This is a genomic window from Streptomyces sp. NPDC008139 (assembly GCF_042957025.1).
Taxonomy (GTDB): domain Bacteria; phylum Actinomycetota; class Actinomycetes; order Streptomycetales; family Streptomycetaceae; genus Actinacidiphila.
This window is the reverse complement of sequence record NZ_JBIBHM010000008.1, coordinates 323,820-338,098: the sequence shown is the minus strand read 5'-3', so window position 1 is coordinate 338,098 and position 14,279 is coordinate 323,820. Positions and strand designations below refer to the sequence as shown.

General features: G+C 70.0%; 12 protein-coding genes. All 12 read left to right on the top strand.

Going from position 1 to position 14,279, the window contains the following annotated elements:
• Window positions 1–26: 26 nt before the first annotated feature.
• The 12 genes from ACFZBB_RS19495 to ACFZBB_RS19440 are packed head-to-tail and all read left to right on the top strand — an operon-like array spanning window position 27 to window position 14,267.
• Complete coding sequence (locus ACFZBB_RS19495) at window positions 27–581, top strand: NADH-quinone oxidoreductase subunit B family protein (protein ID WP_355340459.1); 555 nt, start codon at window positions 27–29, stop codon at window positions 579–581.
• Window positions 578–1,303 carry an NADH-quinone oxidoreductase subunit C gene (locus tag ACFZBB_RS19490; RefSeq protein ID WP_391123782.1) on the top strand — a complete coding sequence of 242 codons (726 nt, stop codon included), beginning with the start codon at window positions 578–580 and terminating at the stop codon, window positions 1,301–1,303. Before ACFZBB_RS19495 ends, ACFZBB_RS19490 begins: the two co-directional genes overlap by 4 nt.
• Window positions 1,303–2,637, top strand: coding sequence for an NADH-quinone oxidoreductase subunit D (locus ACFZBB_RS19485; RefSeq protein ID WP_355340453.1), 1,335 nt, complete (start codon window positions 1,303–1,305; stop codon window positions 2,635–2,637). Before ACFZBB_RS19490 ends, ACFZBB_RS19485 begins: the two co-directional genes overlap by 1 nt.
• Window positions 2,634–3,521, top strand: coding sequence for an NADH-quinone oxidoreductase subunit NuoE (nuoE, locus tag ACFZBB_RS19480; protein WP_391123780.1), 888 nt, complete (start codon window positions 2,634–2,636; stop codon window positions 3,519–3,521). Before ACFZBB_RS19485 ends, nuoE begins: the two co-directional genes overlap by 4 nt.
• Window positions 3,521–4,855 carry an NADH-quinone oxidoreductase subunit NuoF gene (gene nuoF, locus ACFZBB_RS19475; RefSeq protein WP_355340447.1) on the top strand — a complete coding sequence of 445 codons (1,335 nt, stop codon included), beginning with the start codon at window positions 3,521–3,523 and terminating at the stop codon, window positions 4,853–4,855. Before nuoE ends, nuoF begins: the two co-directional genes overlap by 1 nt.
• A complete protein-coding gene (locus ACFZBB_RS19470; RefSeq protein ID WP_391123778.1) occupies window positions 4,852–7,350 on the top strand; it encodes an NADH-quinone oxidoreductase subunit G in 2,499 nt (832 codons plus the stop codon). The genes nuoF and ACFZBB_RS19470 overlap by 4 nt, the downstream gene beginning before the upstream one ends.
• On the top strand, window positions 7,347–8,786 hold the full coding sequence (gene nuoH, locus ACFZBB_RS19465; protein ID WP_391123776.1) for an NADH-quinone oxidoreductase subunit NuoH: 1,440 nt from the start codon (window positions 7,347–7,349) through the stop codon (window positions 8,784–8,786). The genes ACFZBB_RS19470 and nuoH overlap by 4 nt, the downstream gene beginning before the upstream one ends.
• Window positions 8,779–9,480, top strand: a complete 702-nt coding sequence (gene nuoI, locus ACFZBB_RS19460) for an NADH-quinone oxidoreductase subunit NuoI (RefSeq protein ID WP_391123774.1) — start codon at window positions 8,779–8,781, stop codon at window positions 9,478–9,480. The genes nuoH and nuoI overlap by 8 nt, the downstream gene beginning before the upstream one ends.
• Complete coding sequence (locus tag ACFZBB_RS19455) at window positions 9,477–10,427, top strand: NADH-quinone oxidoreductase subunit J (RefSeq protein WP_391123772.1); 951 nt, start codon at window positions 9,477–9,479, stop codon at window positions 10,425–10,427. Before nuoI ends, ACFZBB_RS19455 begins: the two co-directional genes overlap by 4 nt.
• On the top strand, window positions 10,424–10,723 hold the full coding sequence (gene nuoK / locus ACFZBB_RS19450) for an NADH-quinone oxidoreductase subunit NuoK (RefSeq protein WP_355340432.1): 300 nt from the start codon (window positions 10,424–10,426) through the stop codon (window positions 10,721–10,723). Before ACFZBB_RS19455 ends, nuoK begins: the two co-directional genes overlap by 4 nt.
• Before the next feature lie 13 nt (window positions 10,724–10,736).
• On the top strand, window positions 10,737–12,641 hold the full coding sequence (gene nuoL / locus ACFZBB_RS19445; RefSeq protein WP_391123770.1) for an NADH-quinone oxidoreductase subunit L: 1,905 nt from the start codon (window positions 10,737–10,739) through the stop codon (window positions 12,639–12,641).
• 6 nt (window positions 12,642–12,647) lie between these two features.
• Window positions 12,648–14,267, top strand: a complete 1,620-nt coding sequence (locus ACFZBB_RS19440) for an NADH-quinone oxidoreductase subunit M (RefSeq protein WP_391123768.1) — start codon at window positions 12,648–12,650, stop codon at window positions 14,265–14,267.
• Window positions 14,268–14,279: the final 12 nt, after the last annotated feature.

Sequence of the window (14,279 nt, the reverse complement as noted above, 5' to 3'; positions counted from 1 at the left end):
GGACAGAGGGGACCAGGAGCCAACGCATGGGTATCGAAGAGAAACTGCCGAGCGGATTCCTGCTCACGACCGTGGAGACCGCCGCGGGCTGGGTACGTAAGGCGTCGGTCTTCCCGGCCACCTTCGGCCTGGCCTGCTGCGCCATCGAGATGATGACCGCGGGCGCCGGGCGCTACGACATGGCCAGGTTCGGCATGGAGGTCTTCCGCGGCTCGCCGCGCCAGGCCGACCTGATGATCGTGGCCGGCCGGGTGAGCCAGAAGATGGCCCCGGTGCTGCGCCAGGTCTACGACCAGATGCCGAACCCCAAGTGGGTCATCTCGATGGGTGTCTGCGCCTCCAGCGGCGGGATGTTCAACAACTACGCGATCGTGCAGGGCGTCGACCACGTCGTGCCGGTCGACATCTACCTGCCCGGCTGCCCGCCGCGCCCCGAGATGCTGCTGGACGCGATCCTCAAGCTGCACGAGAAGATCCAGCACTCCAAGCTCGGCGTGAACCGCGAAGAGGCGGCCCGCGAGGCGGAGGAAGCGGCCCGCAAGGCGCTCCCGACGATCGAGATGAAGGGCCTGCTGCGGTGACCAGCAACACTCCCGAGACCCCGGAGAACCTGCCGGGACAGCGCGCCGACGCCGGTGAGGTCATCGGCGTCCGCAAGGGCATGTTCGGTGCCAACAACGGCGGCGACACCAGCGGTTACGGCGGCCTGGTCCGTACCGTCCGGCTGCCCGGCGCGAGCAACAGGCCCTACGGCGGACCCGACGGCGTCTTCGACGAGATCGCCGACGAGCTGGAAGGCGCGTTGGAGGAGCAGGGCCTGCCCCCGGCCGAGGCGATCGAGAAGACCGTCGTGGACCGCGGCGAGCTGACCTTCCACATCGCCCGCGAACACCTGGTCACCGTCGCCAGGACGCTCCGCGACGACCCGGCGCTCCGCTTCGAGCTGTGCCTCGGCGTCAGCGGCGTGCACTACCTCGGCGACGAGGGCCGCGAGCTGCACGCCGTCTACCACCTGCGCTCGATCACCCACACGCGGCTGATCCGCCTGGAGGTCAGCGCCCCCGACGCCGACCCGCACATCCCGTCACTGGTCTCGGTCTACCCGACCAACGACTGGCACGAGCGCGAGACGTACGACTTCTTCGGCATCGTCTTCGACGGCCACCCGGCGCTCACCCGGATCATGATGCCGGACGACTGGCCCGGTCACCCGCAGCGCAAGGACTACCCGCTCGGCGGCATCCCCGTCGAGTACAAGGGTGCCCAGATCCCGGCTCCCGACCAGCGGAGGTCGTACAGCTAATGAGTACTCACCACGCCCCGCAGCAGGCCGACGAGCGGGAGACCACCGAAGGCCGGGTCTTCACCGTCACCGGCGGTGACTGGGACGAGCTGGCCGAGACCGTCAGCAAGGCCGACGACGAGCGCATCATCGTCAACATGGGCCCGCAGCACCCGTCCACCCACGGTGTGCTCCGGCTGATGCTGGAGATCGACGGCGAGACGGTCACCGAGGCCAGGTCGGGCATCGGCTACCTGCACACAGGCATCGAGAAGAACATGGAGTTCCGGACGTGGACCCAGGGGTCCACCTTCGTGACGCGCATGGACTACCTGACGCCGCTGTTCAACGAGACGGCGTACTGCCTGGCCGTCGAGAAGCTGCTCGGCATCACCGAGCAGGTGCCGCAGCGCGCCACCGACATCCGCGTGCTCATGATGGAGCTCAACCGGATCGCCTCCCACCTGGTCTGCATCGCCACCGGCGGCATGGAGCTGGGCGCGACCACGATCATGATCTACGGGTTCCGCGACCGCGAGTACATCCTCGACATCTTCGAGCTGATCACCGGCCTGCGGATGAACCACGCGTACGTCCGCGTCGGCGGCCTCGCGCAGGACCTGCCGCCCGGCGCGATCGACCTCGTCCGCGAGTTCGTGAAGACGTTCCGCAAGAATCTGCCCGAGTACGACAAGCTCGCCACCGGCAACCCGATCTTCAAGGGCCGCATGGTGGACGTCGGTTACCTGGACCTCGCCGGGTGCATGGCGCTCGGCGCCACAGGACCGATCCTGCGCGCCGCCGGACTCCCGCACGACCTGCGCAAGTCCGACCCGTACTGCGGTTACGAGAACTACGACTTCGAGGTGCCGACCGCCGACACCTGCGACTCCTACGGCCGCTTCCGGGTCCGCCTGGAGGAGATGCACCAGAGCCTGCGGATCGTCGAGCAGGTGCTCGACCGGCTCGCGCCGGGTCCGGTGATGGTCGAGGACAAGAAGATCGCCTGGCCCGCGCAGCTCGCGCTCGGCCCCGACGGCCTCGGCAACTCGCTCGACCACATCAAGAAGATCATGGGCACCTCGATGGAGGCCCTGATCCACCACTTCAAGCTGGTGACCGAGGGCTTCCGGGTCCCGGCAGGACAGTCCTACGCGGCGATCGAGTCGGCCAAGGGCGAGCTGGGGGTGCACGCGGTCAGCGACGGCGGCACCCGCCCGTTCCGGGTGCACTTCCGCGACCCGTCCTTCACCAATCTCCAGTCCATGGCGGCGATGTGCGAGGGCGGCCAGGTCGCCGACGTCATCGTCGCGGTGGCGTCCATCGACCCCGTGATGGGAGGCGTCGACCGATGACAGACGTGGCCATGGGTGCCACCGGGGGAGTGTCCCTGGGCATCCCGCAGATGCCCGCCCCGGACTTCCCGGCCGATGTGCGCGCCCGGCTGGAGGCCGACGCCAAGGAAGTGATCGCCCGCTACCCCGGATCGCGCAGCGCCCTGCTGCCGCTGCTGCACCTCGTGCAGTCCGAGGAGGGGTACGTCACCAGGACCGGCATCCGGTTCTGCGCCGAGGTGCTCGACCTGACCACCGCCGAGGTCACCGCGGTGGCGACCTTCTACACGATGTACCGGCGCAAGCCGTCCGGCGACTACCAGGTCGGCGTGTGCACCAACACCCTGTGCGCGGTCATGGGCGGCGACGCGATCTTCGACGAGCTGAAGCAGCACCTCGGCGTCGGCAACGACGAGACGACCGAGGACGGCAAGGTCACGCTGGAGCACATCGAGTGCAACGCGGCCTGCGACTTCGCGCCCGTCGTGATGATCAACTGGGAGTTCTTCGACAACCAGACGCCGGAGTCGGCCAAGCAGCTCGTGGACGACCTGATCGCCGGACGCGAGGTCCGGCCGACCCGCGGCGCGCCCCTGTGCACGTACAAGGAGACCGCCCGCATCCTGGCCGGTTTCCCCGACGAGCGCCCCGGCGCGGTCGCGGCCAGCGGCGGCGCGGGCCCCGCGTCCCTCACCGGTCTGCGGCTGCACAAGGGCGAGACCCCCTCGCGGGTCGTCACCCAGCGCGCCGACTCGCCGCGTGAGACTCCGGCCGGGCCGCGGGACACCCCGTCGCCCGCCCAGCACGCCAGCTCGCACGACGCGCCCAACAAGACCGCCGAGTCCGACCCGGCCAACGCCGCGGACCCGGTGGCCGACAACGCCAGGCAGGAGGAGGGCGAGTGATGACCGTGGACTCGGCGGAGAAGCTGCTCGCCCCCGTGCTGTCGGCCTTCTGGGACGAGCCGGAGTCCTGGACCCTGGCCACCTACCGCAGGCACGACGGCTACCAGGGCCTGGACAAGGCGCTCGCGATGGCGCCGGACGACGTGATCGCTTACGTGAAGGACTCGGGACTGCGCGGCCGTGGCGGCGCGGGCTTCCCGACCGGCATGAAGTGGCAGTTCATCCCGCAGGGCGACGGCAAGCCGCACTACCTCGTGGTCAACGCGGACGAGTCGGAACCGGGCACCTGCAAGGACATCCCGCTGCTCTTCGCGAACCCGCACTCCCTCATCGAGGGCATGATCATCGCGTGTTACGCGATCCGCTCCAGCCACGCCTTCATCTACCTGCGCGGCGAGACGGTCCCCGTCCTGCGCAGGCTGCACGAGGCGGTGCGCGAGGCGTACGCGGCCGGCTACCTCGGCCGTGACATCCAAGGCAGCGGATTCGACCTGGAGTTGACCGTCCACGCCGGCGCGGGCGCGTACATCTGCGGTGAGGAGACGGCGCTGCTGGACTCCCTGGAGGGCCGTCGCGGCCAGCCCAGGCTCCGCCCGCCCTTCCCCGCCGTGGAGGGCCTGTACGCCTGTCCCACCGTGGTGAACAACGTGGAGTCGATCGCCTCGGTTCCCGCGATCATGCAGCGCGGCAAGGACTGGTTCAAGGCGATGGGCAGCGAGAAGTCCCCCGGCTTCACGCTGTACTCGCTCTCCGGGCACGTCGCCAAACCCGGGCAGTACGAGGCGCCGCTCGGCATCACGCTGCGGCAGCTCCTCGACCTCGGCGGCGGCATGCGGCCGGGACACCGGCTCAAGTTCTGGACGCCCGGCGGCTCCTCGACCCCGATGTTCACCGACGAGCACCTGGACGTCGCGCTGGACTACGAGGGCGTCGGCGCCGCCGGATCGATGCTCGGCACCAAGGCGCTCCAGTGCTTCGACGAGACGACCTGCGTGGTGCGGGCCGTCACCCGCTGGACCGAGTTCTACGCCCACGAGTCCTGCGGAAAGTGCACGCCGTGCCGCGAAGGCACGTACTGGCTCGTCCAGTTGCTGCGTGACATCGAGGCGGGCAAGGGCCGGCCCGAAGACCTGGACAAGCTCAACGACATCGCCGACAACATCAACGGCAAGTCCTTCTGCGCGCTCGGCGACGGCGCCGCCGCCCCGATCTTCTCCTCTCTGAAGCACTTCCGCGCGGAGTACGAGGAGCACATCGAGCGCAAGGGCTGCCCCTTCGACCCGGCCCGCTCCACCGCCTGGGCCGACAAGTCCCGTACGGAGGCCCACGCGTGACCGTCACTACCAACGCACCCTCCGGAGGGGGTCAGGCGGCGGTGCCGCCGGAAGATCTCATCTCCGTGCAGATCGACGGCATCGCGGTGTCCGTCCCCAAGGGGACGCTGGTCATCCGGGCCGCGGAACTGCTCGGCATCGAGATCCCCCGGTTCTGCGACCACCCGCTGCTCGACCCGGCCGGGGCCTGCCGCCAGTGCATCGTCGAGGTCGAGGGCCAGCGCAAGCCGGTCGCGTCCTGCACGATCACCTGTACCGACGGGATGGTCGTCAAGACGCAGCTCTCGTCGCCGGTCGCCGAGAAGGCGCAGCGCGGCGTGATGGAGCTGCTGCTGATCAACCACCCGCTGGACTGCCCGGTCTGCGACAAGGGCGGCGAATGCCCGTTGCAGAACCAGGCGATGCAGGTCGGCGACACCGACTCGCGCTTCGAGGGCAAGAAGCGGACGTACGAGAAGCCGGTGCCGATCTCCACCCAGGTGCTGCTGGACCGCGAGCGGTGCGTGCTGTGCGCGCGCTGCACCCGGTTCAGCAACCAGGTGGCGGGCGACCCGATGATCGAGATGCTGGAACGCGGCGCGCTCCAGCAGATCGGCACCGGGGTCGGCGACCCCTTCGAGTCGTACTTCTCCGGCAACACCATCCAGATCTGTCCGGTCGGCGCGCTCACCTCGGCCGCGTACCGCTTCCGCTCCCGGCCGTTCGACCTCGTGTCGTCGCCGTCGGTGTGCGAGCACTGCGCGGGCGGCTGCGCGACCCGTACCGACCACCGCCGCGGCAAGGTCATGCGGCGGCTGGCGGCCGACGACCCGCAGGTCAACGAGGAGTGGATCTGCGACAAGGGCCGCTTCGGCTTCCGCTACGCGCAGCGCCCCGACCGGCTGAGCCACCCCCTGGTCCGCAACGTCGAGGGCGAACTCGTCCCCGCGTCCTGGCCCGAGGCGCTGGCCGCCGCCGCGGCCGGGCTCAGCGCGGCGCACGGCCGCGCCGCGGTGCTGCCCGGCGGACGCGTCACCGTCGAGGACGCGTACGCGTACGCCAAGTTCGCCCGCGTCGTGCTCGGCACCAACGACGTGGACTTCAGGGCCCGCGCGCACTCCGCCGAGGAGGCCGACTTCCTGGCCGCCACGGTCGCCGGGCGCGGCCTCGACCTGTCGGGCACCGGCATCACGTACACGGCGCTGGAGAAGGCACCGGCCGTACTGCTGGCGGGACTTGAGGCCGAAGAGGAGGCCCCCGGGGTCTTCCTGCGGCTCCGCAAGGCGCACCGCAAGCGCAAGCAGCAGACGTACGCCCTGGCCACACACGCCACCCGCGGCCTGGAGAAGGCGGGCGGCGTGCTGCTGCCCGCCGCCCCCGGCACGGAACCCGAGTGGCTTGACGCGCTCGCGGGCGGTGTCGGCCTGGACGAGACCGGGCAGGCCGCGGCCGAGGCGCTGCGCGCCGCGGGCGCCGTCATCCTGGTCGGCGAGCGGCTGGCCGCCGTGCCCGGCGGGCTGACCGCCGCGGTCCGGCTGGCCACCGCCACCGGCGCCGCGCTGGCGTGGATTCCGCGCAGGGCCGGTGAGCGCGGCGCCGTCGAGGCGGGCGCGCTGCCCGGACTGCTGCCCGGCGGCCGTCCGGTCACCGACCCGCGGGCCCGCGCCGAGGTCGCCTCGGTGTGGGGTCTGCCGGAGCTGCCGCACCGCTTCGGCCGCGACACCGGCCAGATCGTCGAGGCCGCCGCCGCGGGCGAGTTGGCGGCCCTGGTCGTCGGCGGCGTCGAGGTCGCGGACCTGCCGGACCCGGCCCGCGCCCGCGAGGCGCTGGACGCGGTCGGCTTCCTGGTCAGCCTGGAGCAGCGGCCCAGCGAGGTCACCGACCGCGCCGACGTCGTCCTCCCGGTCGCCGCGGTCGCCGAGAAGACCGGCACCTTCCTCAACTGGGAGGGCAGGGCCCGGATGTTCGACGCGGCCATCAAGCCCGACCAGGCCACCAACCGGCACCAGCTCCCTGACGCCCGCGTCCTGACGATGCTGGCCGACGCGCTCGACGTCCGGCTCGGCCTGGCCGACGTACGGGGCGCGCGCTCCGAACTCGACCGGCTCGCCGGGTGGGACGGCCCCTGGGGCAGCTCGCCGCTGGAGTCCGCCGGATCGCTGCCCCGCCCCGAGGCGGGCCAGGCGCTGCTGGCCGGACACCGGCTGCTGCTCGACCAGGGCCGCCTCCAGGACGGGGACGACGCGCTGGCCGGCACCCGGCACGCGGCCGTCGCCCGGCTGTCGGCCGCCACCGCCGCCGAGGCCGGTGTCACCGACGGCGACCCGCTGACGGTGACCGGGCCCGCGGGCTCGGTCACGCTGCCGCTGGTCGTCACCGCGATGCCCGACCGGGTGGTGTGGCTGCCGCTGAACTCCGCGGGGAACGGCGTCGCCTCCGACACCGGTGCCCGTACGGGTCAGGTCGTCTCCGTCGGCGGCGCCGCCGCGGTCACGCAAGAGGAGGGCACCCGATGAGCGCGCCACTGACCCAGCCCGCCGCCACCCAACTCGCCGCCACCACGGAGAATCTCTCCTGGTTCGGCAACGACGTCTGGTGGCTGATCCTCCTCAAGGCGGTCTTCTGCTTCGCCTTCGCGATGCTGACCGTGCTCGTCGCCATCGTGTGGGAGCGCAAGGTCGTCGCGTGGATGCAGTTGCGCATCGGCCCGAACCGGCACGGCCCCTGGGGCATGCTCCAGTCCCTCGCCGACGGCATCAAGCTGATGCTGAAGGAGGACATCGTCGTCAAGCGGGCCGACAAGGTGGTGTTCATCCTCGCGCCCGTCGTGGCGGCCATCCCGGCCTTCATGGCGTTCGCGGTGATCCCCTTCGGCCCGGCCGACAACGAGGTGTCGATCTTCGGCCAGCGCACCGCGCTCCAGCTCACCGACCTCCCGATCGGCCTGCTGTTCATCCTGGCCACCGCGTCGGTCGGCATCTACGGCATCGTCCTGGCGGGCTGGTCGTCCGGATCGACGTACCCGCTGCTCGGCGGCCTGCGCGCGTCCGCGCAGATGATCTCGTACGAGATCGCGATGGGCCTGTCCTTCGCGGCGGTCTTCCTCTACTCCGGCTCCATGTCGACGTCGACGATCGTCGAGGCGCAGCACGACCGCTGGTACGCGATCCTGCTGCCCGTCTCGCTGATCATCTACATCATCGCGATGGTCGGCGAGACCAACCGCGCGCCGTTCGACATGCCGGAGTCCGAGGGCGACCTGGTCGGCGGCTTCAACACCGAGTACAGCTCGATCAAGTTCGCGCTGTTCATGCTCGCCGAGTACGTGAACATGGTGACGGTCTCCGCGGTCGCGACGACGCTCTTCCTCGGCGGCTGGCGCGCCCCCTGGCCGATCAGCACGGTCTGGATCGGCGCGAACCACGGCTGGTGGCCGATGCTCTGGTTCATCGTCAAGGTCCAGTTGCTGCTGTTCTTCTTCATCTGGCTGCGCGGCACCCTTCCCCGGGTCCGCTACGACCAGTTCATGAAGCTGGGCTGGAAGGTCCTCATCCCGGTCTCCATGGTCTGGCTGATGCTGGTCGCCGCGGTCCGCGCGATGCGCAACGAGGACTACGACTTCACGAAGATCGTCCTGTACATCGGCGGTGTGGTGATCGCGCTGCTGCTGATCTCGCTCATCGCGGACGTCTTCAGGGACCGCGAGGAGAAGAAGGCCGCCGTCCGCGGCGGCGGCGCGCTCGCGCCACCGGACCGCTTCGACCCGATGGCGGGCGGCTATCCCGTACCGCCGCTGCCGGGTCAGGAGGCGGAGCGGGTGCCGCGGCGCCCCAGCCGGGCGGCACAGCCCCAACTCGTGGGTGCCGCCAGCGCGTCCGGCGTGTCCGGCGCGGCGGAACCGGACGTCCAGGATGCCCCCGAGCAGGAGAAGAAGGAGGACGGCGATGCCTGAGTTCCTCGGCCCGGTCGCAGGCTTCGGCGTGACCTTCAAGGCCATGTTCAAGAAGCGGCTGACCGAGCAGTACCCCGAGTACAAGAAGCCCACCGCCCCGCGTTTCCACGGCCGCCACCAGCTCAACCGGCACCCGGACGGCCTGGAGAAGTGCGTCGGCTGCGAGCTGTGCGCGTGGGCCTGCCCGGCGGACGCCATCTACGTGGAGGGCGCGGACAACACCGAGGAGGAGCGCTACTCACCCGGTGAGCGCTACGGCCGCGTCTACCAGATCAACTACGCCCGCTGCATCCTGTGCGGCCTGTGCATCGAGGCGTGCCCGACGCGCGCGCTGACGATGACCAACGAGTACGAACTGGCCGACCGGACCCGCGAGTCGCTGATCTTCACCAAGGAACAGCTCCTGTCCGGCCTTGAGGAGGGCATGGTCGACTCGCCGCACTCGATCTTCCCCGGCATGAACGAGGGCGACTACTACCGCGGCGCGGTCACCGAGGCCGCGCCCGGCACCGTACGGCAGGTCGCGGTCTCCAAGGGCGAGAAGCCCGACGAGACGGTGCGGACCGACGGCGCCACCGCGGCGGACGCGCCCGACGCCCCCGAGACGGGCTTCACCAGGACCGACGCCGAGGGCGCCGCGGTCGCGCCCGCCCCCGGCGGCGGCACGCCCGCGGGAACGGGGGACGAGGCATGATCGCCGCGACCTCCCAGCTCGCCACCTCCCAGCTCGCCGCCGCCGCGTCGCAGACCTCCACCGGTGAGGCCGTCCAGTTCTGGATTCTGGGCACGGTCGCCGTGCTCGGCGCGCTCGGCACCGTCCTGATGAAGAAGTCCGTGCACAGCGCGCTGTCGCTGGCCGGGACGATGATCGTGCTCGCGATCTTCTACCTGGCGCAGGGCGCGTACTTCCTGGGCGTCGTGCAGATCGTCGTCTACACCGGCGCGATCATGATGCTCTTCCTCTTCGTCGTCATGCTGGTCGGCATCACCGCCGCCGACTCGCTGAAGGAGACGCTCAAGGGCCAGCGCTGGATGGCCGCGGCCTGCGGTCTCGGCTTCGGCATCCTGCTGATCGCCGGGATCGGCAACGCCTCGCTCGACACCTTCGCCGGTGTCGGCCAGGCCAACTCCGCGGGCAATGTGCCCGGTCTGGCCCGGCTGATCTTCACCAAGTACGTGTGGTCCTTCGAGATCACCGGCGCGCTGCTGATCACCGCGGCCATCGGCGCGATGGTGCTCACGCACCGCGAGCGCACCGAGGACCGGCGCACCCAGCGCGAGCTGTCCGAGGCGCGCGTGCGCGGCGGCGTACAGGTCACCCCGCTGCCCGCGCCCGGCACCTACGCCCGGCACAACGCGGTGGACATCCCCGCGCTGCTGCCCGACGGTTCGATCTCGGAGCTGTCGGTCAGCGCCACGCTGCGGGCCCGCGGCCAGATCCGTGACGTGTCCGCCGACGCCCTGCACCGGCTCGCCGAGCTGGACCAGCGCACCGAGGAGTACCTGGAGCGAGAGCCGGAGCGTACGGCGGTGGAGCGCAAGGCCGAACGGGCCGAGCGCGAGACCGTACGCGAGGCCGACCGGGAAGCCGCACGAGAGGCCGACCGGGCTTCCGACCGGGCCGAGGAGGGTGCCAAGTGAATCCGGCCAACTACCTGTACCTGTCGGCGCTGCTGTTCACCATCGGCGCGGCGGGCGTACTGATCCGGCGCAACGCGATCGTGGTCTTCATGTGCATCGAGCTGATGCTGAACGCCTGCAACCTGGCGTTCGTCACCTTCTCGCGGCTGCACGGCAACCTCGACGGCCAGGTGATCGCGTTCTTCACGATGGTGGTCGCCGCCGCGGAAGTCGTGGTCGGCCTGGCGATCATCGTGTCGATCTTCCGCTCCCGCCACTCGGCTTCGGTCGACGACGCCAATCTCATGAAGCTGTAGAGGGGCTGCGACAGTGGAGAACCTGATCGGACTGCTCGTCGCGGCGCCGCTGCTGGGCGCGGGCATCCTGCTGACCGGAGGCCGGCGGCTCGACCGCTTCGGCCACCTGCTCGGCACGCTGCTCGCCCTGGCGTCGTTCGCGCTCGGCGTGGTGCTGTTCGCCAACATGCTGGGCAAGGACGCCGACGCGCGTGGCCTGCACTCGCACCTGTTCACCTGGGTGCCGGTCGGCGGTTTCCGCGCCGATGTCGGCTTCCAGCTCGACCAGTTGTCGATGACGTTCGTGCTGCTGATCACCGGTGTGGGCACGCTGATCCACATCTACTCGATCGGCTACATGGAGCACGACGAGCGCCGCCGCCGCTTCTTCGGCTACCTCAACCTGTTCCTCGCGGCGATGCTGCTGCTGGTGCTGGCCGACAACTACTTCCTGCTGTACGCCGGTTGGGAGGGCGTCGGCCTCGCCTCGTACCTGCTGATCGGTTTCTGGCAGCACAAGCCGAGCGCGGCGACCGCGGCGAAGAAGGCGTTCCTGGTCAACCGGGTCGGCGACATCGGCCTGTCGGTGGCCATCATGCTGATGTTCACCACCTTCGGCTCGTTCGCCTTCGCGGACATCCTGCCGCGGGCCGCGGACGCCTCGACCACGCAGCACGCCACGATCACCGGCATCGGCTTCATGCTGCTGCTGGCCGCGTGCGGCAAGTCGGCCCAGGTGCCGCTCCAGTCCTGGCTCGGCGACGCGATGGAGGGCCCGACCCCGGTCTCGGCCCTGATCCACGCCGCGACCATGGTGACCGCGGGCGTCTACCTGATCACCCGCTCCGGCGCGATCTTCAACGCGGCGCCCGACGCGCAGACCGCCGTCGTCACCGTCGGCGCGGTCACGCTGCTGTTCGGTGCGATCGTCGGTTGCGCGAAGGACGACATCAAGAAGGCGCTCGCCGGATCGACGATGTCGCAGATCGGCTACATGATCATGGCGGCCGGGCTCGGCCCGATCGGCTACGTCTTCGCGATCATGCACCTGGTCACGCACGGCTTCTTCAAGGCCGGGCTGTTCCTGGGCGCCGGTTCGGTCATGCACGGCATGAACGACGAGGTCGACATGCGGCGGTACGGGGGCCTGCGCACGTACATGCCGATCACCTTCGTCACCTTCGGCCTCGGCTACCTGGCGATCATCGGCTTCCCCGGCCTGTCCGGCTTCTTTTCCAAGGACAAGATCATCGAGGCGGCCTTCGCCAAGGGCGGCACCGAGGGCTGGATCCTCGGCTGCTGCGCCCTGCTGGGCGCCGCGATCACCGCCTTCTACATGACGCGCGTGATGCTGATGACCTTCTTCGGCGAGAAGCGCTGGGTGCCGGACGCCGAGGGCCACGAGCCGCACCCGCACGAGTCGCCCAAGTCGATGACCATCCCGATGATCATCCTGGCCTTCGGCTCGGTGTTCGCCGGTGGCCTGTTCAGCATCAACTCCTCCTTCGTGAAGTGGCTGGAACCGGTCACCGGGCACGCCGAGGGCGACTCGCCGCTCAGCGCGGGCACCGTCACCGGCGGCACGATGGTGGCGCTGGTCATCGGCGTCGGCATCGCCTGGATGCTGTACGGCCGCAGGTCCGTCCCCGCCGTCGCGCCGCGCGGTTCGCTGCTGACCCGGGCGGCCCGCCGCGACCTGCTCCAGGACGACTTCAACCACGTCGTCCTCGTCCGCGGCGGCGAGCACCTCACCCGCTCGCTGGTCTACCTCGACCACTCCCTGGTCGACGGCGTCGTCAACGGCACGGCCGCCTCGGTCGGCGGCCTCTCCGGCCGCCTCCGCAAGCTCCAGAACGGCTACGTACGGTCGTACGCCGTCTCGATGCTCGGCGGCTCCGCGGTGCTGGTCGCCGCGACTCTTCTCATGAGGGCGGTCTGATAGCTCATGTCCTTTCCCCTCCTCACGGTCACCGCCGCGCTGCCCGCGGTAGGCGCTGTCGTCACCGCGGCCGTGCCCGCGGCGAAGAGGACCGCCGCCAAGTACACGGCGCTGGTCTTCTCGCTGGGCACGCTCGGCCTGGCGATCGCCGCGCTGGTCCGCTTCGATCCGGGCGGCGACCGCTATCAGCTCACCGAGTCGCACGCCTGGATCAAGAACTTCGGGCTCCGCTACGACCTCGGCGTGGACGGCATCGCCGTCGCCCTGATCGCCCTGACCGCGCTGCTGATCCCCTTCGTGATGCTGGCCGGCTGGCACGACGCCGACCCTCTGGAGACCGCGTCTCCCAGTGGCTCCGCCGCGGGCAACCGCAACCTCAAGTGGCGTCCCACGCAGGGCTTCTTCGCCCTGATCCTGCTGGTCGAGGCCATGGTGGTGCTCTCCTTCGAGGCCACCGACGTCTTCCTCTTCTACATCTTCTTCGAAGCCATGCTCATCCCGATGTACTTCCTCATCGGCGGCTTCGGCGACCGGGCGCACGCGGCCGGTGAGGAAGAGGCGGCACGGCAACGGTCGTACGCGGCGGTCAAGTTCCTGCTGTACAACCTGGCGGGCGGCCTGATCATGCTCGCCGCGGTGATCGGCCTGTACGCGGTCACCGCGAAGCAGCTCGGCACCGGCACCTTCTCGCTCCAGGAGATCCTGGCCGCGCGCGGTTCCGGCAAGCTGCACATCGAGACGTCCACCGAGCGCTGGCTGTTCCTCGGCTTCTTCTTCGCCTTCGCGGTGAAGGCGCCGCTGTGGCCGCTGCACACCTGGCTGCCGAACGCGATGGGCGAGTCCACCGCGCCGGTCGCCGTACTGATCACCGCGGTCGTCGACAAGGTCGGCACCTTCGCGATGCTGCGCTACTGCCTCCAGCTCTTCCCCGAGGCGTCCAAGTGGGCGACCCCGGTGATCCTGGTGCTGGCCGTGATCGGCATCATCTACGGCGCGCTGCTCGCCGTCGGCCAGCGGGACATCAAGCGGCTGATCGCGTACGCCTCGATCTCGCACTTCGGCTTCATCATCCTGGGCATCTTCGCGATGACCACCCAGGGACAGAGCGGCGCCGCGCTGTACATGGTCAACCACGGCATCTCGACGGCCGCGCTGATGCTGGTCGCGGGCTTCCTGATCACCCGGCGCGGCTCGCGGCTCATCTCCGACTTCGGCGGTGTGCAGAAGGTGGCGCCGGTACTGGCGGGCACCTTCCTGATCGGCGGCCTCGCCACCTTGTCGCTGCCGGGCCTGGCGCCCTTCGTCAGTGAATTCCTCGTACTGGTCGGCACGTTCAGCCGCTACCCGGTGCTCGGCATCATCGCCACGCTGGGCATCGTGCTCGCCGCGCTGTACGTGCTGGTGCTCTACCAGCGCACGATGACCGGCCCGGTCAAGGCCGGCATCGAGGGCATGTCCGACCTGAAGGTACGTGAACTGGTCGTCGTGGCACCGCTGATCGCGCTGCTGCTCTTCCTGGGCGTGTACCCGAAGCCGGTGACCGACATCCTCAACCCGTCGGTCAAGCACACGCTCTCCGACGTGCACAAGACCGATCCCAAGCCCGCGCTGGAGGCGAAGAAGTGAGCGCAGCAGACA

Coding starts and splice junctions, on each gene's coding strand:
- nuoH (WP_391123776.1), top strand. CDS start 7,347: ATGAGCGCGCCACTGACCCAGCCCGCCGCCACCCAACTCGCCGCCACC.
- ACFZBB_RS19485 (WP_355340453.1), top strand. CDS start 1,303: ATGAGTACTCACCACGCCCCGCAGCAGGCCGACGAGCGGGAGACCACC.
- ACFZBB_RS19440 (WP_391123768.1), top strand. CDS start 12,648: ATGTCCTTTCCCCTCCTCACGGTCACCGCCGCGCTGCCCGCGGTAGGC.
- ACFZBB_RS19455 (WP_391123772.1), top strand. CDS start 9,477: ATGATCGCCGCGACCTCCCAGCTCGCCACCTCCCAGCTCGCCGCCGCC.
- nuoI (WP_391123774.1), top strand. CDS start 8,779: ATGCCTGAGTTCCTCGGCCCGGTCGCAGGCTTCGGCGTGACCTTCAAG.
- nuoF (WP_355340447.1), top strand. CDS start 3,521: ATGACCGTGGACTCGGCGGAGAAGCTGCTCGCCCCCGTGCTGTCGGCC.
- ACFZBB_RS19495 (WP_355340459.1), top strand. CDS start 27: ATGGGTATCGAAGAGAAACTGCCGAGCGGATTCCTGCTCACGACCGTG.
- nuoE (WP_391123780.1), top strand. CDS start 2,634: ATGACAGACGTGGCCATGGGTGCCACCGGGGGAGTGTCCCTGGGCATC.